The following is a 19,594-nucleotide window of genomic DNA, read 5'->3' as shown; positions in this document are numbered from 1 at the left end:
CTCACCAAGGAGTTCATGGCATGCCCGCCGCCGATCTCGTCCTCACCGGTGCCCAGGTGCGCACCCTCGACCCCGACCGTCCCACCGCCACGGCGGTCGCCGTGCGCGAGGGGGTGATCACCGCGGTCGGGGAGGCGGCCGACGTGCCGGACTGGCGCGGCCCCGGCACCGAGGTGGTCGAGCTGGGCGGGGCACATCTGGTGCCCGGTCTGGTCGACGCCCACAGCCATCCGGTGTGGGGCCTGGAGATGGCGACCGGTACGGACCTGTCGGGCGTGCGCGATCTGGCCGGGCTGCGCGCCGAGTTGGCGGCGGCCGGGCGGATCGGGGGCTGGGTGCTCGGGCACGGTCTGGACCACAACGCCTTCGAGGGCCGTCCGATCCACTACGACCTGGTGGCCGACGTCCTCGGCGGCGCCCCCGCCCTGCTGCGCCTGTACGACGGCCATTCCGCCCTCGCCGACGCGGCCGCCCTCGCCGCCGCCGGGGTGTCCGGGCCGCGCTCCTTCGACCAGCGCGCGGAGGTGGTGTGCGACGCCTCGGGCCGGCCCACCGGGCATCTGGTCGAACACGCCGCGATGGACCTGGTGACGGCCGTCGCGCCACGCCCCTCGGACGCCGAACGCCGTTCGCGGCTCGTGGAGTTGCTGTCCGCGATGGCCGCCACCGGACTCACCGGCGCCCATGTGATGGACGGCGGGGACCTGGAGCTGGTGGCGGCGCTGGCGCGGGAGACGGTGCTGCCGGTGCGGCTGCGGTTCGCGCCCTGGTGCATGCCGGGCGCGGACGCGGAGGCGCTGCGCGAGCTGGTCGCGCTCCAGGGGCGGGGCGGCCGGCACTGGCTGGTCGGCGGGGTGAAGTTCTTCATGGACGGCACCGTGGAGGGCGGCACGGCGTGGCTGGAGCATCCCGACTGCCACGGGCGGGGCACGGACGCGTTCTGGCCGGACCCGCACGCCTACGCCGAGGCCGTCCGCGCCCTGCACTCCGCCGGGGTGCGCACCGCCACCCATGCCATCGGGGACGCCGCCGTACGGCACGTGCTGGACACCGTGGCCTCGCTCGGGCCGAGCGGGCGCGGGGCGCACCGGATCGAGCACATCGAGACGGCGCCGGACGAACTCCTGCCCCGTTTCGCCGCGTTGGGCGTGGCGGCCTCCATGCAGCCGCCGCACACCGGGTACACCCGGGACGACGGCAGCGACGAGTGGTCCCGCCGACTCGGCGGTGAACGGGCCGCCCGTGCCTGGCGGTTGCGGGATCTGCGGGACGCGGGCGCCACCGTCGCGCTCGGCTCGGACTGGCCCATCGCGCACTACGACGCCCGCGCCGTGCTTGCGACCGCCCGCCGCCCCAAGGGCGCCGCCGCGCATCGCGCGGGCCTGACCCCGGCGCAGGCTCTGGAGGGCTGCACCAGCCACGCGGCCGCCGCGGCGGGCGAGTCGGGGATCGCCGGTCGTATCGCACCCGGGTTCCGCGCCGATCTGACCGCGCTGGGCGTGGACCCCGTGCTCGCGTCCGCCGACGAACTCGCCGACGCGCCGGTGGCGTTGACGGTGACGGGCGGGCAGGTGGTGCACCGGGGCACCCGCTGACGGGCGTCCGGTCCGCGTCCGGTCCGCGTCCTGCCCGCGTCCTGCCCGCTCCGGTCGTACGGCTCTCCGCCGTACTCGGTCGCGCTCAGTCGTGCGGGACGACCGCGACCGGGCACTCGGCGTGCTGGACGACCGCGTGGGCGACCTGGCCGAGGCGTTCGCCGAGCCTGCTGCCGCTGATCCGGCGGCCCACCACGACGAGTCCGGCGCCGTCCGTGGCCCGGACGAGTTCGTCCCCTGCCCGCCCCTCGGTGACGGTCGTGGCGACGGACACGTCCGGGTACTTCTCGTGCCAGGGCCGCAGCAGCGCGAGGACGGCGTGCTCGGCGGCGGCCGCCCGCTCGGGACCGGCGCCGCCGTCCGGCTCGTGGACATGGCACACGCGCAGCTCGGTGCGGCGCCGCCGGGCGGCCTCGAAGGCGAACCCGATCGGCTCGTCGCACGCGCTGTCGACGTCCAGGCCGAGGACGACGGCACGGTAGGGGATGCTCGGGATCTCGTCCGGCGCGAGTCCGGGCGCGGTCGGCAGATGCTCGTCGGCGGCACTGCGGCCCGCCCGCACCAGCACCACCGGGCAGGGGGCCCGGCCCGCGACCCGCAGCGAGACCGAGCCGACGAGGACCCCGGCGGCCCGGCCGAGCCCGAGGGTGCCCACCACCAGCGTGTCCGTCTCGGCGGCCACGGACAGCAGCGCGGGCACGGGCGACTCGGCGATCAGCCTGCCGGTCACGGCCAGCGTCGGATGCGCCGCGCGCACGCTGTCGACCGCCTCCCGCAGCACGCGCTGCGCCCAGCCGCGTTCCGTACTGTCCCGCGTCGCCGGCGGCGCCGACCGCACATCGGTGACCCATGCGTGCGCCACGATCAGCTCGGCACCCCGGCGCACCGCCTCCTGCGCGGCCCAGTGAGCGGCGGCGACACTCTGCGGGGACCCGTCGACTCCCACCGCGATATGACCAGCCATGACGTGTCCCTCCGGATCCGACCCGACGCTTCCCGCCGTCCACCGAGCGCTCTCCCGTACGACAAGCGTGCCTCGTGAAGGGGACTCGCGCCCGTGGGCCGGGTGGGTCGTCCGGGGGCCGGGCGTCCCCCGGAGAAACACCCTGCCGAGGCGGCCGGGCGACCGGGCCCCCGACCGGCGACGGCGCAGGTCCCCGGGCGATACGCGCGCGGCCGAGCGCGATGGCGACTCGGCCGGTCCGCCCGCCCCCGGCGGTGCCGGAAGGGGTCCGGGTACAGGACCAAAGGTCCCGTTCACGGGGGCGCCCGGCCCTCGGCCCCGGGCAACGGAGGCGGCACGCTGGTGGTACCGGCTCGAAACGGACAGCGGGGACGCGCGTGGCCGGGGCGTCGAGCGGGCCCACGAAGGCGGGACATCGACCGCCGCCCGATGAAGCGGGCCCGCCCACCCTGAAGGAGGAAGAGCCGTGATCCAGAGCACGATCGGCGAGGTGATGACCGGCGATGTCGTCACCGCGTCGGAGACGATGTCGTCCGCGGCCGTGACCCGGCTGCTGGACCGGTACGGGATCAGCGGGCTGCCGGTGATCGACCACGACGACAAGGTGCTCGGCGTCGTCTCGGCCTCCGACCTGGTACGCGAGCGGGCCGCCCGGCAGGCGCAGGCCCCCGACGAGCCGGTACGGAAGTCACCGGCGCGCGAACTGATGTCGACGCCCGCCGTCACCGTCCACCCCGAGCAGCGGGTCTCCGACGCCGCCCGGCTGATGGAGCGGCGTGGCGTGGAGCGGCTGCCCGTGGTGGACGAGGAGGACCGGCTGATCGGCATCGTCACCCGTCGTGATCTGCTCCGGGTCTTCCTGCGCGGGGACGACGAGATCCGCCGCCAGGTGTCCGAGGAGATCGTGTCGGGCGAGCTGGGCCTGCCGCCGGAGGCCGTCACCGTGTCCGTGCGGGACGGCATCGTCACCCTCGCGGGCGACGCGGAACTGCGCGGTGCCATCGCCCGCGCCGGCTTCGCGGCCTGGCGGCTGGACGGGGTCGTCGGAGTGGTCAATCTGGTGCCGTCGGCAACCCCCGAAGGGGTGGCGCGCCCGGGGTGATGCCCGTGCGGCGGAGCGCGGGGCTCGGCCTCACCGGTACGCGCCGAACCCCCGTCGCTCTCACCCCGCTTCGATACGACGGCCCGTGTACGCCGTGGGCTCGATCCGCACCCACAGATCACGGCCCCCGCCGGCCCACGGGGTGCTGTACGCGCGCTCGGCCAGCCGCTCCGCCTCGCCGGGATCGCTCACCACGCGGGCGGTCCCCCGTACCAGGACGCTCCAGCCCTCGCTCAACGCGTCGTCCACCCGGTCCACCTCGAAGGCCACCTCGCGGTCGAGGCCCTGGGCGATCACCGAGCCCTCGCGGGTCCGGAACACGATCGCGCCGTCCACGACGGTGTAGTTCACCGGGAGGACGACGGGCGCGCCCTCGGTGCTGAGGGCGAACCTCCCGACGCCATGCGTCGACAGCAGCTCCCTGCACTCCTGTTCGTCGAGTTCGCCCATCCGGGGATCGCGGGCGGCCTGCCCCAGTCCGGACGGCAGCCCGGAGTATCCGCCGCCGAGTTCCTGGGGGCTGGTGCGCAGCGCCCCGGCGAGCCGCAGCAGGGTGCCGGAGTCGGGTGCGGCGGTGCTGTGCTGCTCCAGATGGGCGACGTACGCCTCGGCCATGCCGGCGCGCTCGGCCACCTCTTCCCGGCTCAGCCCGAGTTCCGCCCGGCGCCGCTGGAGCCGGCGTCCGAGGTCGCCCCGCGCGCGACCGTCCTCCGGCTCCGGTTCGCCGTGCCCGGGTGTGGGGCGTTCTGCCATGCTCGCTCACTCCTCGCCGGGGCCCTGGCTCGTACCACGTCTACCACCGGGGCACCCCGCCTACCACTCGGGTGCGCCGGGGCATCCGGAGACCGTCGTGTCCGGCCTCCCCCCACTGGAGGCCGGACACGACGCCGCACGATCGGAAACCCTACGATCGCCCCGTCCCGCCCGCCTTGGGCCGAACGGCCCCTGCCCGGGCGGGACGTCACCTGGAGGAGACCAGGGGAAATCCCGTACGGGCTACGGGAGTCGCTCGGGTAGTCTCGGGGCCATGCCGAGTCCTGAGTCGGACAGGGTGGGGGCTTTCGGTCACGCCGTCAGCCCCCGGAACCACTGACCTCACCACCGTTCCGCCGTGCCTTCGCGCGCTACGGCCGGACGCGTGTGCCCCCGGGTGCTGACCGCGGTGACGAGATGACCGTCTCGTGCTTCTCCTCACCCCGGAGTCACCCTCGATGCCTCTCGCGCTCTACCCGCTCGCCCTCGCCGTCTTCGCCATGAGCACCTCGGAGTTCATGCTCGCCGGTCTCGTACCGGACATCGCCTCCGACCTCGGTGTCACCGTCGGCACAGCGGGCCTGCTGACCTCGGCCTTCGCCATCGGAATGGTCGCCGGCGCCCCGCTGATGGCCGCCCTCGCCCGTGACCGGTCCGGCCGCGCCGCCCTGCTCGGCTGCGTCCTCCTCTTCGCGGCGGCGCACGCGGTGGGCGCCGTCGCCACCGGCTTCCCCGTGCTGTTCGCGTCCCGGGTGGTCGCGGCGCTCGCCAACGCGGGATTCCTCGCCGTGGCGCTGACGGCCGCCGCCGCGCTGGTCCCGCCCGACCGCAAGGGCCGGGCGCTCGCGGTGCTGCTGTCGGGCACCACGGTGGCCACGATCGTCGGCGTCCCGGCGGGCTCGGTGCTGGGCACGCTGCTCGGCTGGCGGGCCACGTTCTGGGCTGTCGCCGTCCTGTGCCTGCCCGCGGCGGCGGGCATTGTCCGCTCGATCCCCGGCCGCCGTCCTGAGCGGGGCACGGCCCGGGCGCTGGGGGCCGAACTGGCACAGCTGCGGCGGCCACGGCTGCTCCTGGTGATGCTGCTCGGCGCCCTGGTCAACGCGGCGACCTTCGCGAGCTTCACCTTCCTCGCCCCCGTCGTGACCGGCACCGCGGGGCTGGGCGGGCTGTGGATCTCCGTCGCCCTGGTGCTGTTCGGCACCGGTTCCCTCGCCGGTGTCGGTGTCGCGGGGCGGCTGTCCGATCGGCGCCCCGGGATCGTCGTCGCGGTGGGCGGACCACTGCTGCTCGCCGGCTGGCCCGCGCTGGCCCTGCTGGCGCACCGGCCGGCCGCCCTGCTGACCCTGGTCTTCGTGCAGGGCGCGCTGTCGTTCGCGCTGGGCAGCACCCTGATCACCCGGGTCCTGTACGAGGCCGCGCATGCCCCCACCATGGCGGGCTCGTACGCGACCGCCGCGCTCAACATCGGCGCCGCCACCGGACCCCTCCTCGCCTCCGCCACCCTCACCGGCACGGCCCTGGGCCCGCTGTGGGTCAGCGGCGCCCTGGTCGCGCTCGCCCTGCTGATCGCGCTCCCGCTCCGCGCCGTGACACCTGTCGCCCCCTGACGGGCGCCCGGGGTCAGTCGGGCGTCAGTCCCCGGTCAGCGTCTCCTGGCACTGTTGTTCCTGTGAGTGGGACGGGAAACCGGAGCCGGTCACAGGAACAGCCGGGATCACAGGGATCCCAGGGAGAGGTGCCCGGAGTGGTTTATCGGGGACCAGCGAGCACAGCTCACGGTCGGGCCCTTCGGGGCCCGCGCAGGTTCAAATCCTGCCCTCTCCGCTCCGCCGAACGGCTGACTACACTGGACGGCGGCATCGCGTGCCGGTCACCGGCCGGGTGAGGCATGGAGGTGCCAGGAGATGCCTCTGGAGGCATTCCTTGTCGGTCGATCTGAACCACACCATCGTCCATGCCCGGGACAACCGGGAATCCGCCCGCTTCTTCACCGAGATCGTGGGCCTGGACATCACCGGGGAGTGGGGCCCGTTCGTGGCCGTCGCCCTGGGCAACGGCGTCACGCTGGACTTCGCCACCGTCCCCGAGGACAGGATCACCCCGCAGCACTACGCGTTCCTGGTCTCCGAGAAGGAGTTCGACGCCGCGTACGCCCGCATCACCGAGCGCGGCATAGAGCACTACGCCGACCCGCACCAGAAGCACCCCGGCACCATCAACCGCAACGATGGCGGCAAGGGCGTGTACTTCATGGATCCGGTCGGACACGCCATGGAGCTGCTCACCGTTCCCTACGGCGGCTGGCCGGACGCGTAAGGTGCCCGGGTCCCGCGACCGGCCGGCGACGGCCGGCTCGCGGGGTGTCCGGGGGCCGATTCGGTCCCCGCGGGGCCTCCGGGTGAGGATGGACCCCATGGTGTTGACGTATGGGTCGATGGGACGGGCCGAGACCGGGCCGCAGGGGGCGGGTCGCCGGGCCGGTGAAGGGACGGTCCGGTGAGCAAGCCGCTGTACCAGCTGAAGGCGGAGTTCTTCAAGACGCTCGGCCATCCGGCCCGTATCCGCGTGCTGGAACTGCTCAGCGAACGCGAGCACGCGGTCGCCGAGATGCTGCCGGAGGTGGGCATCGAGCCCGCCCACCTCTCCCAGCAACTGGCCGTGCTGCGCCGCGCCAACCTGGTCAAGACCCGCAAAGAAGGCTCGAACGTCTACTACTCCCTGACCAGCCCGCATGTGGCGGAACTGCTGCGGGTGGCACGGACGATCCTGTCCGGGGTCCTCGCGGAACAGGCGGAGCTGCTCGCCGACCTCCAGGCGGCACAGGGGGAACGGCCGGGGCAGACCTGATGCCGACGGGCTGATGCCGACGGGCCCGGCCTCGACGGCGTCTCCCCGCCCCGCCGCTCCTCACTCCCCCGGCGCCACCGTCCGTGCGGCGATGCGGGCTGCCTCCGCGATGAGCGCCTCGTCGACCGGGGCGTCCTTGTCGTCCTTGCCCTCCTTGGTCGACAGGACGGCGAGTACGACGGGGGTCCGCCGGGTGGTCCAGGCGACGCCGACGTCGTTGGCGCTCGCGTAGTCGCCGGTCCCGGTCTTATCGGCGATGGTCCAGCCCGCGGGCAGCCCGGCGCGGAACCGTGCGCCGCTGGTGGTGTTGCCCTTCAACCAGGTGACGAACCGCTCCCGGTCGGGGGCGGCCAGGGCCCGGCCGAGGGCCAGCCGCTCGATGTTCCGGGCAAATGCCTCGGGGCTCGTGGTGTCGCGCGGGTCCCCGGGGATCGCCGTGTTCAGCTCGGGCTCCCACCGGTCGAGCCGGCTCACCTCGTCGCCGAGCGAGCGGAAGAACCGGGTCAGGCCGGCCGGTCCGTCCAGCTGGCGCAGCAGCAGGTTGCCGGCCGCGTTGTCGCTGTACTGGATCGCCGCCGCGCACACCTCGGCCATGGCCATGCCGGTGGCCTGGTTCTCCTGCGTGCGGGGCGAGTTGGGCAGCAGATCGTGCGGCGGATAGTGGATCACCTTGTCCATCGGCGCGCAGCGCGCCGCGTCGCGCAGCACGGCGGCCGCCGCGAACGCCTTGAACACCGAGCACATCGCGAACCGCTCGCCCGCCCGGTGGGCGAGCACCTGCCCGGTGCGCACATTGCGCGCGTACACACCGAGCCGGGCGCCGTAGCGCCGCTCCAGATCGGCCAACTCACCGGAGGTCGGAGCGGCCGGGGCGGCGGCGGCCCGCCCGGTGGATGCCACGGCGGCCGCGGAGGTGAGCGCGATGCCTGCCTTCAACAGGCCACGGCGCGCGAGCGGTCCGGAAGCGGTCATGGTGAAGTCCTCCCAGGTCATGCCCTGTCGGGCGGGGTGATCCATGGGGAACAGCGAAACAGCACGAGGGCGCTCATGTCCAAGAGTGAACTGTGCACATCTCATGCCTTATTGATATGACTACTGGATGGATCTCTTGGCGCATCTGGAGGCGTACGTGGCGACCGCCGACGAGGCGAGCTTCTCCCGGGCGGCCGACCGGCTCGGAATCGCCCAGCCGCTGCTCAGCCGACGGATCAAGACGCTGGAGGGCCACTTCGGCGGTCCGCTGTTCGACCGCTCCCGGCGCCAGGTCACGACCACCGAGCTGGGCGTACTGCTCCTCCCTTACGCCCGGGACGTCCTGGACCGCGCCCAGCGGCTACGGCAGGCCGCCCGCTCGGCCCGGCACGCGCGGGTGCGTGCCGTCGGCGTGCCCGCGGACTGCGCCCCGGCCGCCCTGGCCCGCGCCCTGCGCGCCGGCACCGAGCGCGGGATCACCCTCGGCATGCGTGAACTACCGCCCATGGAGCGGGAGTCGGGCCTGAGCGACGGCACGCTCGCCTGCGCGCTCCTCCGCGTCGTACCGGAATCCGCCGCCTTCCGGGTGCCGTTGGGACTGGCCTCCGCCCCGGCCGACACCGAGGAGGCGCCGCGCGCCCTCCACCTCGAAGAGCTACGGCCACGGCGTCGCCGTACCGGCGAACCACCCGTGTCCCCGCTGCCCCTTCTCGTCCTGGCCGAGGACCGAGTCCCCTGCTTCGAGGACCGGTTCGCCCGGGCCGTCGCGCGTGCCGGGCTCCCCGAGGGACGGATCGCAGCGGCGGGACCGGCCGCCGACGCGCTCACCGAGACCTTGGCCGGGCGCGCCCTGCTGCTGTGCACCGAGTCCTACGCACGCCGGTACGACGCCCGGTGGGCACCCCTGGGCGACACCGCCCTGCACCGGGGGTACGACGTGAGCGCACCACCCGGTCCGCGCGGCGCAGCGGACGTACCGGAGTGGCTGACCCGGCTGCTGGGCACGGCGGTCGGGGCGGCGGGCCACGGGGACACCGGTGGCCGCCGGGCCGTCGGCGACGCCCCCTCCCGGCTGGCGGCCCGCGGATGAGCGCCGTGGAGCCGAGCGGCAGCCGAACCCGGCCCGTCTGCGTCGGCGACGACGGTGCCCTGCTGGATGCCGCCGAGGCGGTCGCGGCGGACTGGGCGGCGCTCGGGGTGCGCGGTTCCTTCCTCGCCCTGAACCTGGACACGGGCGAGCGACTCGGCTTCGACCTCGACGAGCCGATGCCCCTCGCGTCCGTCGCCAAGGTCCCGCTGGCCCTGGTCGTACTGGACCGGATCGCGGCCGGAGAACTGGACCCGGCGCGGCCGGTGACCGTCGATCCGGCACGGAGCAGCGTCGGCTCCACCGGTCTCTCGGCGTTCCGGCACCCGGCCACCGTGGCCGTCGGCGATCTGCTCCTGCTGATGCTGTCGGTGAGCGACAACGCCGCCGCGGACGCGCTGTTCGGCCTGGTGCCGGTGGCGGAGGTGGACGCGCGGCTGCGGGCGTGGGGGTGCGACGGCATCCGGATGCGGCACCGGATGAACCATATGTACGAGTGCGCGGTCGGCGCCGCCGGAAACGACTTCTCGCTCGCGCTGGAACTGGCCGTGCGGGACGAGCAAACGGGTCTGCCCACCATCGAGACCCTGGATCCGGCGCATGCCAACGCCGGCTCGGCGGCGGCGCTCGTCGAGCTGCTGCGGCGGGTGTGGGGCGACGAGATCGCCGCGCCCGGGGCGACGGCGGAGCTGCGGCGGCTGATGGGCTGCCAGGTCTTCACCCAGCGGCTGGCGTGCGAGCTGCGCGCGGACTCGCTGCGGTGGAGCGGGAAGACGGGCACGTTCCTGCATCTGCGGCACGAGATCGGAGTGGTGGAGGCGGAGTCGGGCGACCGGGTGGCCATGGCCGCGCTCACCCGCGCGGACCGGCGGGCCGGTCTCGCCCCGGACATCGAGCTGGCGATGGGCGCGGCGGCCCGGGACGCGTTCGAGGCGCTGCGCCGCTGAAGGGGGCGGGGCCGCGCCGACGGCGTCCCGGTCAGGACAGCAGCCGCTGCTCCTTCGCCACCGCGACCGCGCCCGCGCGCGTGTCCACGCCGAGCTTGTCGTAGATGCGCCGCAGATGCGTCTTCACCGTGGCCTCGCTGATGAACAGGGCGCGGGCGATGGCCTGGTTGGGCAGGCCCTGGGCGAGCTGGGCGAGGATGTCGCGTTCGCGCGGGGTGAGGGCGGGGCGCGGATTGCGCAGCCGGGACATGACGCGGTCGGCGACCGGGGGCGAGAGCGCGGGGCGGCCCTGGGCGGCGGCGTGGATCGCGGTGAACAGGTCTTCCGCGCGCTCGGCCTTGAGCAGATACCCGGTGGCGCCCGCCGCCACGGCCCGGGTGACATCGGCGTCCGTGTCGTACGTGGTGAGCACGAGGACGTGCGGCGCGGGGCTCATGGCGCGCAGCCGCCGGGTGGTCTCGACGCCGTCGATGCCGGCGCCGAGCTGGAGATCCATCAGGACGACGTCGGGCGCGGTCTTCCGGGCCAGCGCCAGGGCCTCCTCGCCGGTGCCCGCCTCGCCGACGACCTCGATGTCCGGGGCGCTGTGCAGCAGGGCGAGCAGCCCGGCGCGTACGACGGCATGGTCGTCGCAGACCAGGATGCGTACGGGGCGTTCGGTCATGGTCGCTCCAGGGGGATCGCCGCCGACAGGGCCGTGCCCTCGCCCGGCGCCGACTCGATGGTGAGGGTGCCGCCGAGCTGACGCAGCCGGGCGCGGATGGCGGGCAGACCGTGGCCACGGCCCTCGCGACCGGCACCGTCGCGGCGCTCCTCGGCGGGGTCGAAGCCGCGGCCGTCGTCCATGACGTCCAGGACGATCTGGTCGTCCAGGCAGGTCAGGGTGAGGGTGGCGGTCGTGGCGCCCGCGTGTTCGCGGACGTTGGCGAGGGCGCCCTGGGCGATGCGCAGCAGGGCGGACTCGACAGGTGCGGGCAGCCGGCCGGGCGGGGCGCCCTCGGTGTGCACCCGGACGGTGAGTCCGGGTGTCGTCTCGCGGGCGGCGACCGCGCGCAGGGCCCGCAGCAGGCCGCCGCCCTCGGCGAGGTCGGCCGGGGTCAGATCGTGCACGAAGCGGCGGGCCTCGGCGAGGCCCCGCTCGGCGATCCGCGCGGCGGTGCGAACGTGCTCGTGGGCGGTGCCGGGCGCGCTGTCCCAGAGCCGGTCGGCGGCCTGGAGCAGCATGCGCTGGCTGGACAGGCCCTGGGCGAGGGTGTCGTGGATCTCCCGGGCGAGCCGTTCGCGTTCGGCGAGGGTGCCCTCGCGGCGCTCGGTGGCGGCGAGTTCGCGCCGGGTGCGGACCAGGTCGTCGATGAGGTCGCTCTGCCGGGCGGCCTGGCGGTGCATGACGACATAGACGGTGGCGGCGACGGCGGCCACGGCCGGCGGGGCGAGCAGCACATTCGGGTCGGGCCAGCCGGCGAGTTCGAGCTGGGCGGCCACCGCGAGCGCGGTCAGCAGCGCGACCAGCGGGATCGCGGCGCGCGGCGGCAGGGTGCGCAGACCGGTGTAGAAGAGCGGAACCGCGCACCAGGCGAAGCTCGGGGCCAGGACGACGAGCAGCGCCCAGGCCGCCACGACCAGGCCGAGCCAGGTCAGCCGGCGCGGGGTGGGGCGGGTGCCGAGGGCGGGGCCGAGGACGTAGAGCACGGCGAGCAGTGCGGAGAGGGCGACGATCCAGGGGGTGTGGGGGCTCTCGCCGTGCCGTGCGAGGTAGCGGGCGAGCGACGCGCCCAGCAGCACGAAGAACGCCGTGTGCATGACGATCGTGAGGGCGCGGGTGTCGCCCTGTGCGGGTTCCGGCACCGCCATCACCTCCCGTGTCACCGCGCTGAACTGGGCAAACAAGGCCCATTGTGCCCCGGCCCCGAGCGCGCGGGGTCATTCGATCGGATGACCCGGGGGACCACCGGTCCATCGACGGGAGACGGCACGGGACGGGCCGAGGATCGATACCGAAGCGATTCCGCCTCGGCCCGGCCGCACCTCGGCCGCGGCCCCCACCGCCATCGGAAGGTTGCCCGTCATGTCCAGCCGTAGGAAGCCGTCCCGCCGTACCCGTGTCCTCGTCGGCGGTGCCGCCCTGGCCGTCATGGGCGCGGGTGTCGTCGGCACCGTCGCCGCCCATGCCGCCGGTTCGACCGGCGCCGCTCGGGCCGTCGCGCCCGCCGCGGCCCGTCCCGGCGATCTCACCCGGAGCACCCATCTCACCGTGCGGGCCGCGGAGAAGGCGGCGCGGGCCGCGCTGGACGCCGCCGTCAAGGACGGCCGGCAGGTGTCCGTGGCCGTGGTCGACCGGAACGGCGACACGCTGGTCACGCTGCGCGGGGACGGCGCGGGCCCGCAGTCGTACGAGTCCGCCGGGCGCAAGGCGTTCACGGCGGTGTCCTGGAACGCCCCCACCTCGGAGCTGACCGGGCGGCTGGCGCAGGCGCCGACCCTGAAGGACATCCCGGGGACGCTGTTCCTCGCGGGCGGCACCCCGGTGACCGCCAAGGGCGCCCCGGTCGCGGGCATCGGCGTCGCGGGCGCCCCCTCCGGCGACCTGGACGAGAAGTACGCCCGGGCGGGCGCGGCGGCACTGGACCACTGACGGCTGACACGCGCCGGGGGCGTCGTAACCGCTCGTCGCGCCGGGGATGTCGGCACCACTCGTCCCCACCGCACCGATGAGACGACGATGCCCGGGCCGCCCAGCAAGGGGCGGCCCGGACATCGTGTCGGCGGATCAGGCCAGGTCGAACCGGTCCAGGTTCATGACCTTGTCCCAGGCGGCGACGAAGTCCTTCACGAACTTCTCCTTCGCGTCGTCGCTCGCGTAGACCTCGGCGACGGCGCGCAGCTCGGAGTTGGAGCCGAAGACCAGGTCGGCACGGCTGCCGGCCCACTTCAGCTCGCCCGTCACGGCGTCGCGGCCCTCGAAGGCGGTCTGGTCCTCGGAGGTGGACTTCCAGGTCGTGCCCATGTCGAGCAGGTTGACGAAGAAGTCGTTGGTGAGGACGCCCGGCGTCTTGGTGAGGACGCCCTGCTGCTGGGCCTGGGCGTGGTTGGCGCCGAGCACGCGCAGGCCGCCGATGAGGACGGTCAGCTCGGGGGCGCTGAGGGTGAGCAGGTTGGCGCGGTCGAGCAGCAGGTACTCGCCCGGCAGCCGGTTGCCCTTGCCGAGGTAGTTGCGGAAGCCGTCCGCGGTCGGCTCCAGCGCCTCGAAGGACTCGGTGTCGGTGTGCTCCTCACCGGCGTCCACCCGGCCCGGCGTGAACGGCACCCGGACCTCGAAGCCGCCCTCCTTGGCCGCCTTCTCGACCGCGGCGACACCGCCGAGGACGATCAGGTCGGCCAGCGAGACCTTCTTGGCTCCGGCGGCGTTGAAGTCCTGCTGGATGCCCTCCAGGGCGCGCAGCACCTGGGCCAGCTCATCGGGCTGGTTGACCTCCCAGCCGCGCTGCGGTGCGAGGCGGATGCGGGCGCCGTTGGCGCCGCCGCGCTTGTCGCTGCCGCGGAAGGTGGACGCGGAGGCCCACGCGGTGGTGACCAGCTGGCCGACGCCGAGCCCGGAGCCGAGCAGCTTGGTCTTCAGGGCCGCGATGTCCGCGTCGTCGATCAGCTCGCCCTCGCGCGCCGGCAGCGGCTCCTGCCAGATCAGGGTCTCCTCGGGGACCTCGGGGCCGAGGTACAGGGACTTCGGGCCCATGTCGCGGTGGGTGAGCTTGTACCAGGCGCGGGCGAAGGCGTCGGCGAACTCCTGCGGGTTCTCGTGGAAGCGGCGGGAGATCGGCTCGTAGATCGGGTCGAAGCGCAGGGAGAGGTCCGTGGTGAGCATCGTGGGCAGACGCTTCTTGGACGGGTCCTGCGGGTCGGGGATCGTGGCCTCGGCGTCCTTGGCGACCCACTGCTTGGCGCCGGCCGGGGACTCGGTCAGCTCCCACTCGTAGCGGAACAGGTTGTCGAAGAAGCCGTTGCCCCACCGGGTCGGGGTGGAGGTCCAGGTGACCTCGAGACCGGAGCCGATGGCGTCCCTGCCCTTGCCGCTGGCGTAGGTGCTCTTCCAGCCCAGGCCCTGCTCCTCAAGACCGGCGGCCTCGGGGTCGAGGCCCACGTGGTCGGCGGGGCCGGCGCCGTGGGTCTTGCCGAAGGTGTGGCCTCCGGCGATCAGGGCGACGGTCTCCTCGTCGTTCATCGCCATGCGGCGGAACGTCTCACGGATGTCGCGGGCCGCGGCCAGCGGGTCCGGGTTGCCGTTCGGGCCCTCGGGGTTGACGTAGATCAGACCCATCTGGACGGCGCCGAGCGGGTTCTCCAGCTCGCGGTCGCCGGTGTAGCGGCGGTCGTCGAGCCAGGTGGTCTCGGGGCCCCAGTAGACGTCCTCCTCCGGCTCCCAGACGTCCTTGCGGCCGCCGCCGAAGCCGAAGGTCTCAAAGCCCATGGACTCCAGCGCCACATTGCCCGCGAGGACCATCAGGTCGCCCCAGGAGATCTTCTGGCCGTACTTCTTCTTCACCGGCCACAGCAGGCGGCGGGCCTTGTCCAGGTTGACGTTGTCGGGCCAGCTGTTCAGCGGGGCGAAGCGCTGCTGACCGTGACCGGCACCGCCGCGGCCGTCGCTGATGCGGTAGGTACCGGCGGCGTGCCAGGCCATACGGATGATCAGACCGCCGTAGTGGCCGAAGTCGGCGGGCCACCAGTCCTGGGAGGTGGTGAGCACCTCCTCGATGTCCCGCTTCACCGTCGGGAGGTCGAGGCTCTGGAAGGCCGCCGCGTAGTCGAATTCCTCGCCCAGCGGGTTGGCCGCGGGCGGGTTCTTGGCGAGGATCTTCAGATTGAGCCGCTCCGGCCACCACTGGCGGTTGCCGCCGCCCTGGGTCGGGTGCAGGGCCCGGTCGTGAACGACGGGGCAGCCGCCGCTCCCCTCCTCCGACTTCGCGTCTGTGACGATCGCGTCGTGGTTCTCAGTCATGGCAATCCTTCCGAACTAAGCGGAACCAGGTGCTCAGGAACTGCGGCCGGTGGAACAGTCGGGGCATACGCCCCAGTAGACGACCTCGGCTTCGTCGATGGCGAAGCCCCGGTCGTCGGCGGCGGTCAGACAGGGCGCTTCGCCGACGGCGCAGTCGACGTCGACGACGGCCCCGCACGACCGGCACACGATGTGGTGGTGGTTGTCGCCGACGCGCCCCTCGAACCGGGCCGGATGACCGGCCGGCTCGATGCGGCGCACGAGACCCGCCGCGGCGAGCGCGTGCAGAGCCTCGTAGACGGCTTGCAGGGATATATGGCCTACGCGGTCACGGACCCCGGAGGCGATCGCCTCGACACCGAGGTGGTCGCCGTCCCGGACCGTCTCCAGCAGCGCGACGCGAGCCGCCGTCACGCGCAGGCCGGCACCGCGGAGCTCCTCGGCGGTGGTCGGAGTCGGGGAGGCGGTCATGAGGCCGAACCTACTCTCACAAACACGAGGGATTCAAGAAAACGAACGATGCAATTCTGGTCTTCCGCCGTTGTACGGCGTTCCTCTCCGCGTTCACAGCTGCGCAGCTTTGCTCCGCATGCCGGGCGCCGTCGCTCCTGCGCCGCGCCGGGACACGCACGGATCTTGTGCCCCACCCCACTCTCCCCGGACAGCACGAGTCGAACCGTCCGCCGATCGGGTGAGAGGGATCTATGTGACGCCGATGCGGGAGACTACGGCGATGCGTGATCATCTGGAGGCATCGCCGGGACTGTGGCTGCGGCGCTGGTCGGAGGGGGACGCGCGGGCGGTCCTGACGGCGTTCGCGGACCCTCTGATGCGCGAACAGGCCAGGGAGCCGGTGGTCTCGCCCGGGGACGCCGGGCGCTGGCTCGCCGGGCAGCGGGAGCGGTGGCGGGCGGGAACGGCCTTCGCGTTCGCCGTCGTGGACGAGGAGGACACCGTCCTCGGCCAGGTGGCCGTGAGCGCGATCGACCGGCGGCACTCGACGGGCTGGGTGTCCTACTGGACCACCCGGGCCGCCCGGGGCGGCGGTGTGGCCTCCGGCGCCTGCCGGTCACTGGCCCGCTGGGCCTTCGACGACGCCGGGCTCTTCCGCCTCGAACTCGGCCACCGGGTCAACAACCCGGCGTCCTGCCGGGTCGCCCGGGCGGCCGGGTTCGCGGTGGAGGGCCTGCAACGGCAGAAGCTGGAGTACGACGGGGTGCGCCACGACGTCGAGACGCACGCCCGGCTGGCCACCGACCCGGAGCCCGCCGAGGCCGGTCGGCCTGCCCTCTCACCCGCTGCCCGAAGTTGCCGCCGCCCTACCTGAGGACGTTGACGGCGCGGGCCACCACGAGCCCGACGGTCACCAGGGACACCGACGACTGGAGCATCATCAGCATCTTGGCCCACCTGGACAGGGGCATCACATCGGTCGGGCTGAAGGCGGTGGCGTTGGTGAACGAGAGGTACAGGTAGTCGAGGAACTCCGGCTCCCAGTCCGGGGGCGCCATGTCGGGGCTCTGCATCTGGACGAACAGGAAGTCGGCGTACTGCTGCTGCCCGCGCACCCGCGCCATCGGGCCGCCGCGGTCCGACTCCCAGTACCAGAGCGCGAAGACGATGACATTGGTGAACCAGATGACGGCACCGGCGCGCAGCAGCGGCACCGCGTCCTGGCCGCCGATGCCGTGCACCAGATCCCATACGAGCTGGCCCGCCGACCAGCCGTTGGCCAGGCTGATGACGCCGATCAGGAGCAGCCCCAGCCACCGCCACCACACCGTGCCGGGCTCCACCCGCCGGGGGTTGCCCGCCACCAGCGCGGCCAGCAGGACCACTTCCAGCACCGGCAGGATCCAGACCGGACGCAGCAGCACCAGCCGGTGCGGCAGGACCAGTTGCAGGGCGACCGCCGCCAGCATGACGGTGGTCACGGCCCATCGCGTCTCGCCCCGGGTCGCCCGGCGCCACGCCGGCTGAAGTCCGCGCTCGCCGCTCTGCAGCAGTCGTTCGATCCTGGCCAGACGGCCGTCGGCGTCGTCCCTGTCCTCGCTCATGCCGGACATTGTCGCGGGCGGACGGGGGCGGGTTGCGGCGGGGAGACGGTACGGCGCGCACGCGTGCGGGGAGTACGACGGTCAGACCGCGACGGTCACACCGCGAGTGGGCGGTACGGCGGTGGTCCTGCCGCTCTCGTCAGACGGATCGCTCGTCGTGACGTACCCGTTCGCTCGGCTCGGTCCGGCCCGGAAGCGTGCCGAGCGGCACCACGGTGCGCCCGTGCGCCGCGTTGATGACACCGGCCGCCGACGCGTACCAGGCGGCGAGCCCCGTGAGGATGCCGAACCAGCCGCCCACCTCGGTCATGACGTGCCCGGCGCCGCCCTGGAACGACCCGATGGCCAGGAAGAGGAAGGTCAGGGTCAGCAGCACGAACACCGCGAGGACCGGGAGGCTGACCCGCAGGGCGCCGATGGTCATGTAGGCGGTGAAGATCGCCCAGCCGAGCAGGAACAGCCCCAGCGCGTTGTGCGCGTCACCGGCGAGCGCCACGCGCGGCGCGATCCACCAGTAGGACAGCCAGAAGGCGGCGAAGGAGACGAACGCCGTCGCCCCGAACGTGTTGCCGCGGCGGAACTCCATGAGTCCCGCGGCGAACTGTGCGAGACCGCCGTAGAACAGGGCGAGACCCAGGACGGGCAGGATGCCGGCGGTCTCCTTCAGGAGATTGGTGTTGATGATCGACAGCAGCAGAGTCGTCAGGGCGAAGCCGGCCAGGCCCAGGGGGGCGGGATCGGCCCAGGCCGTCGCGCGCGGAGCCGCCTCGGACGCGGTGCCCGTGGGCGGGACCGCCCCGGGTGGCGGCTGCTCCGGGTGCAGGCTCCTCGTGTCCTCGTTCATATCCGGGCATCCCTTCGACCAATGGTCAGCAGGGCCGGAGGCCCTTGCTCGCCGAGCCCGCAAACATGCTGGTCCGTGCCCCCGAGGCGGGCTGTGACACGCGTGTGCCACGTAGATACACCTGTACAGAATGTACCCATTTACTCCGCTTCATAGCATTTGCATCTCATACGGTTTCGCCGCTGACGCCGTCCCACTTCGTCGGCCGGGCGGGGCCGGAGCAGGGCGGGGCCGCCGCCGTGACCGCCGCTGCGTGACATGGCGGGTCGCGTGGTGCCGTGGTGCGTTCTTCCGCCGCGTCGGCCCCGGGCCTAGGGTGAGCCGTCATGTACCCCTGCTCCGAAGGGAACTGATGGTGCGTAGGGTTCCGGGCTTACGTCACCTCGCCGTCTGCGCGGCCGCCGTGCTGCTGTCGGGCGGTCCGGCCGCGGCGGCTTCGGCTTCGCCGACCTCGCCGGATTCGACGGGTGCGGCGGGTGCGGCGGAGAATGCGACGGCCGGGCCGAATCCGGTCGCCGCCCGGCTCGACGCCTACTGGACGGCGGCCCGTATGACGGCCGCCCTGCCCGCCGACGCGGCGAAGGGTTCCGGGACGGGCCCGGCCCTCTCCCCCGCGGTGGACGGTCCCCGGCCGGGCGAGTACATTCCGCCCAGCCGGAGCTTCGACGGCATCCCGCAGGCCGGAACCTTCTTCTGGACCGACGCCCAGGGCACCGGCCGCACCTGTAGCGGCTCCGTCGTCCGCAGCCCCGGGCGCGACCTGGTCCTCAGCGCGGGCCACTGCCTGAAGGGCTACTCCGGCACCGCACCGCAGCGCCGGCTGGCCTTCGTCCCCCGGTATCACGACGGGGTCAAGCCCTACGGGGTCTTCCCGGTCGGGGCCGACGGCGTCTATGTGCCGCAGCGGTACTACGACCTGGGCGAACACGCGGGCGCCGCCTACGATTTCGGCTTCGCGGTGACGGAACCCAACCAGGACGGCACGTCCTTGCAGGACGCGGTCGGCGGGGTCCGGCTGCTCACCGGGACGGGGTACCGCCACGCGCCGGTACGGATGATCGGCTACCCGGCGGGCGCGGAGAAACCGCTGGAGTGCTGGAGCCGGACCACGAGGTGGGCGAGCGACGATCCGGCGGACCCGGGGACGTTCCCGCGCATCGCCTGCGACGCCTTCGTCGGCGGCACGAGCGGCGGTCCCATGCTCGTGCCCCGGCTTGACGGGTGGGCGGTCATCGGCGTGATCGGCGGCTACCACACGGGCGGCAACACCGCGCAGGTCTCGTACAGCGCGTACTTCGGCTCCGCGACCCGCGCGTTGTACGACGCCGCCACCACCGGTGCTCCGCCGGCGGGGGCGGGGGGCGTGCGGGGGTGACACCGGGGAGTCCGGGGGCGGGGTGACGGAAGTCCGGGGCGCCGGAGACTCCGGAAGC

At 73.6% G+C, this 19,594-nt stretch carries 19 protein-coding genes and 1 pseudogene; 11 read left to right on the top strand and 9 right to left on the bottom strand.

Translation table 11 applies throughout. The annotated features are described in order from the left end of the window. Nucleotides 1–20: 20 nt before the first annotated feature. Entirely contained in the window at nucleotides 21–1,595 is a 1,575-nt protein-coding gene (locus AB0N90_RS03435) for an amidohydrolase (protein WP_365192639.1), read from the top strand. 85 nt (nucleotides 1,596–1,680) lie between these two features. Here AB0N90_RS03435 and AB0N90_RS03430 read toward each other — a convergent pair whose 3' ends face one another. Continuing rightward, nucleotides 1,681–2,559 carry a universal stress protein gene (locus AB0N90_RS03430; protein ID WP_365192637.1) on the bottom strand — a complete coding sequence of 293 codons (879 nt, stop codon included), beginning with the start codon at nucleotides 2,557–2,559 and terminating at the stop codon, nucleotides 1,681–1,683. A 466-nt stretch (nucleotides 2,560–3,025) separates the two neighbouring features. Here AB0N90_RS03430 and AB0N90_RS03425 point away from each other — a divergent pair, with 466 nt between their 5' ends. After that, a complete protein-coding gene (locus AB0N90_RS03425) occupies nucleotides 3,026–3,661 on the top strand; it encodes a CBS domain-containing protein (protein WP_365192635.1) in 636 nt (211 codons plus the stop codon). A 60-nt stretch (nucleotides 3,662–3,721) separates the two neighbouring features. On the opposite strand, the gene AB0N90_RS03420 is transcribed toward AB0N90_RS03425, so the two are convergent. Then, nucleotides 3,722–4,414, bottom strand: a complete 693-nt coding sequence (locus tag AB0N90_RS03420) for a pyridoxamine 5'-phosphate oxidase family protein (RefSeq protein WP_365192633.1) — start codon at nucleotides 4,412–4,414, stop codon at nucleotides 3,722–3,724. Between the two features lie 458 nt (nucleotides 4,415–4,872). On the opposite strand from AB0N90_RS03420, the gene AB0N90_RS03415 reads away from it, so the two are divergent. The 4 genes and pseudogenes from AB0N90_RS03415 to AB0N90_RS03400 all read left to right on the top strand — a co-directional run bounded on the left by AB0N90_RS03415 (nucleotide 4,873) and on the right by AB0N90_RS03400 (nucleotide 7,261). Further along, nucleotides 4,873–6,021 carry a Cmx/CmrA family chloramphenicol efflux MFS transporter gene (locus AB0N90_RS03415; protein WP_365192631.1) on the top strand — a complete coding sequence of 383 codons (1,149 nt, stop codon included), beginning with the start codon at nucleotides 4,873–4,875 and terminating at the stop codon, nucleotides 6,019–6,021. A gap of 122 nt (nucleotides 6,022–6,143) precedes the next feature. Further along, nucleotides 6,144–6,238, top strand: a pseudogene (locus AB0N90_RS03410). Nucleotides 6,239–6,337: 99 nt separating this feature from the next. After that, on the top strand, nucleotides 6,338–6,730 hold the full coding sequence (locus AB0N90_RS03405) for a VOC family protein (protein WP_365192630.1): 393 nt from the start codon (nucleotides 6,338–6,340) through the stop codon (nucleotides 6,728–6,730). Nucleotides 6,731–6,910: 180 nt separating this feature from the next. Continuing rightward, nucleotides 6,911–7,261, top strand: a complete 351-nt coding sequence (locus tag AB0N90_RS03400; RefSeq protein WP_085563413.1) for a metalloregulator ArsR/SmtB family transcription factor — start codon at nucleotides 6,911–6,913, stop codon at nucleotides 7,259–7,261. 60 nt (nucleotides 7,262–7,321) lie between these two features. Here the strand turns inward: AB0N90_RS03400 and bla are convergent, their stop codons facing one another. Continuing rightward, on the bottom strand, nucleotides 7,322–8,233 hold the full coding sequence (gene bla / locus AB0N90_RS03395; protein ID WP_365192810.1) for a class A beta-lactamase: 912 nt from the start codon (nucleotides 8,231–8,233) through the stop codon (nucleotides 7,322–7,324). A 127-nt stretch (nucleotides 8,234–8,360) separates the two neighbouring features. On the opposite strand from bla, the gene AB0N90_RS03390 reads away from it, so the two are divergent. Beyond that, complete coding sequence (locus tag AB0N90_RS03390) at nucleotides 8,361–9,323, top strand: LysR family transcriptional regulator (RefSeq protein WP_365192628.1); 963 nt, start codon at nucleotides 8,361–8,363, stop codon at nucleotides 9,321–9,323. Continuing rightward, the gene (locus AB0N90_RS03385) at nucleotides 9,320–10,267 is read left to right on the top strand and encodes a serine hydrolase (protein WP_365192627.1); all 948 of its coding nucleotides are present in this window, start codon (nucleotides 9,320–9,322) and stop codon (nucleotides 10,265–10,267) included. The genes AB0N90_RS03390 and AB0N90_RS03385 overlap by 4 nt, the downstream gene beginning before the upstream one ends. A gap of 31 nt (nucleotides 10,268–10,298) precedes the next feature. On the opposite strand, the gene AB0N90_RS03380 is transcribed toward AB0N90_RS03385, so the two are convergent. Both AB0N90_RS03380 and AB0N90_RS03375 read right to left on the bottom strand, forming a co-directional pair. Next, nucleotides 10,299–10,931, bottom strand: a complete 633-nt coding sequence (locus tag AB0N90_RS03380) for a response regulator transcription factor (RefSeq protein ID WP_365192626.1) — start codon at nucleotides 10,929–10,931, stop codon at nucleotides 10,299–10,301. After that, the gene (locus AB0N90_RS03375) at nucleotides 10,928–12,118 is read right to left on the bottom strand and encodes a sensor histidine kinase (RefSeq protein WP_365192624.1); all 1,191 of its coding nucleotides are present in this window, start codon (nucleotides 12,116–12,118) and stop codon (nucleotides 10,928–10,930) included. Before AB0N90_RS03375 ends, AB0N90_RS03380 begins: the two co-directional genes overlap by 4 nt. Before the next feature lie 214 nt (nucleotides 12,119–12,332). Between AB0N90_RS03375 and AB0N90_RS03370 the strand changes: the two genes are divergently transcribed. Next, a complete protein-coding gene (locus tag AB0N90_RS03370; protein WP_365192622.1) occupies nucleotides 12,333–12,899 on the top strand; it encodes a heme-binding protein in 567 nt (188 codons plus the stop codon). Between the two features lie 135 nt (nucleotides 12,900–13,034). Here AB0N90_RS03370 and katG read toward each other — a convergent pair whose 3' ends face one another. Both katG and AB0N90_RS03360 read right to left on the bottom strand, forming a co-directional pair. Further along, nucleotides 13,035–15,260: a catalase/peroxidase HPI gene (gene katG / locus AB0N90_RS03365; protein ID WP_365192620.1), complete on the bottom strand. Its 2,226-nt coding sequence runs from the start codon at nucleotides 15,258–15,260 to the stop codon at nucleotides 13,035–13,037. Between the two features lie 33 nt (nucleotides 15,261–15,293). Continuing rightward, complete coding sequence (locus AB0N90_RS03360; protein ID WP_361679629.1) at nucleotides 15,294–15,731, bottom strand: Fur family transcriptional regulator; 438 nt, start codon at nucleotides 15,729–15,731, stop codon at nucleotides 15,294–15,296. Between the two features lie 262 nt (nucleotides 15,732–15,993). Between AB0N90_RS03360 and AB0N90_RS03355 the strand changes: the two genes are divergently transcribed. Continuing rightward, nucleotides 15,994–16,587 carry a GNAT family N-acetyltransferase gene (locus tag AB0N90_RS03355; protein ID WP_365192618.1) on the top strand — a complete coding sequence of 198 codons (594 nt, stop codon included), beginning with the start codon at nucleotides 15,994–15,996 and terminating at the stop codon, nucleotides 16,585–16,587. Here the strand turns inward: AB0N90_RS03355 and AB0N90_RS03350 are convergent. Continuing rightward, nucleotides 16,580–17,317 (bottom strand): hypothetical protein, encoded by a 738-nt coding sequence (locus AB0N90_RS03350; protein ID WP_361679635.1) that lies wholly within the window; start codon nucleotides 17,315–17,317, stop codon nucleotides 16,580–16,582. The two genes, AB0N90_RS03355 and AB0N90_RS03350, sit on opposite strands and share 8 nt — an antisense overlap. Nucleotides 17,318–17,456: 139 nt before the next feature. Continuing rightward, nucleotides 17,457–18,161, bottom strand: a complete 705-nt coding sequence (locus AB0N90_RS03345) for an acetate uptake transporter (protein ID WP_365192616.1) — start codon at nucleotides 18,159–18,161, stop codon at nucleotides 17,457–17,459. A 352-nt stretch (nucleotides 18,162–18,513) separates the two neighbouring features. Between AB0N90_RS03345 and AB0N90_RS03340 the strand changes: the two genes are divergently transcribed. Further along, nucleotides 18,514–19,536: a trypsin-like peptidase domain-containing protein gene (locus tag AB0N90_RS03340; protein WP_365192614.1), complete on the top strand. Its 1,023-nt coding sequence runs from the start codon at nucleotides 18,514–18,516 to the stop codon at nucleotides 19,534–19,536. Nucleotides 19,537–19,594: the final 58 nt, after the last annotated feature.

Origin of the sequence: Streptomyces sp. NPDC093018, from assembly GCF_040684035.1 — a bacterium.
In the GTDB taxonomy this organism is placed as follows: Bacteria; Actinomycetota; Actinomycetes; order Streptomycetales; family Streptomycetaceae; genus Streptomyces; species Streptomyces murinus.
The sequence above is the reverse complement of the archived record's forward strand: the minus strand, read 5'-3'. Positions and strand labels throughout refer to the sequence as shown.

What these genes read in the sequence shown, in the direction of transcription:
- AB0N90_RS03435 (WP_365192639.1), top strand. Translation starts at nt 21, where the DNA reads ATGCCCGCCGCCGATCTCGTCCTCACCGGTGCCCAGGTGCGCACCCTC.
- AB0N90_RS03430 (WP_365192637.1), bottom strand. Translation starts at nt 2,559, where the DNA reads ATGGCTGGTCATATCGCGGTGGGAGTCGACGGGTCCCCGCAGAGTGTC.
- AB0N90_RS03420 (WP_365192633.1), bottom strand. Translation starts at nt 4,414, where the DNA reads ATGGCAGAACGCCCCACACCCGGGCACGGCGAACCGGAGCCGGAGGAC.
- AB0N90_RS03415 (WP_365192631.1), top strand. Translation starts at nt 4,873, where the DNA reads ATGCCTCTCGCGCTCTACCCGCTCGCCCTCGCCGTCTTCGCCATGAGC.
- bla (WP_365192810.1), bottom strand. Translation starts at nt 8,233, where the DNA reads ATGACCGCTTCCGGACCGCTCGCGCGCCGTGGCCTGTTGAAGGCAGGC.
- AB0N90_RS03390 (WP_365192628.1), top strand. Translation starts at nt 8,361, where the DNA reads ATGGATCTCTTGGCGCATCTGGAGGCGTACGTGGCGACCGCCGACGAG.
- AB0N90_RS03385 (WP_365192627.1), top strand. Translation starts at nt 9,320, where the DNA reads ATGAGCGCCGTGGAGCCGAGCGGCAGCCGAACCCGGCCCGTCTGCGTC.
- AB0N90_RS03380 (WP_365192626.1), bottom strand. Translation starts at nt 10,931, where the DNA reads ATGACCGAACGCCCCGTACGCATCCTGGTCTGCGACGACCATGCCGTC.
- AB0N90_RS03375 (WP_365192624.1), bottom strand. Translation starts at nt 12,118, where the DNA reads ATGGCGGTGCCGGAACCCGCACAGGGCGACACCCGCGCCCTCACGATC.
- AB0N90_RS03370 (WP_365192622.1), top strand. Translation starts at nt 12,333, where the DNA reads ATGTCCAGCCGTAGGAAGCCGTCCCGCCGTACCCGTGTCCTCGTCGGC.
- katG (WP_365192620.1), bottom strand. Translation starts at nt 15,260, where the DNA reads ATGACTGAGAACCACGACGCGATCGTCACAGACGCGAAGTCGGAGGAG.
- AB0N90_RS03360 (WP_361679629.1), bottom strand. Translation starts at nt 15,731, where the DNA reads ATGACCGCCTCCCCGACTCCGACCACCGCCGAGGAGCTCCGCGGTGCC.
- AB0N90_RS03355 (WP_365192618.1), top strand. Translation starts at nt 15,994, where the DNA reads ATGCGTGATCATCTGGAGGCATCGCCGGGACTGTGGCTGCGGCGCTGG.
- AB0N90_RS03350 (WP_361679635.1), bottom strand. Translation starts at nt 17,317, where the DNA reads ATGAGCGAGGACAGGGACGACGCCGACGGCCGTCTGGCCAGGATCGAA.
- AB0N90_RS03345 (WP_365192616.1), bottom strand. Translation starts at nt 18,161, where the DNA reads ATGAACGAGGACACGAGGAGCCTGCACCCGGAGCAGCCGCCACCCGGG.
- AB0N90_RS03340 (WP_365192614.1), top strand. Translation starts at nt 18,514, where the DNA reads ATGGTGCGTAGGGTTCCGGGCTTACGTCACCTCGCCGTCTGCGCGGCC.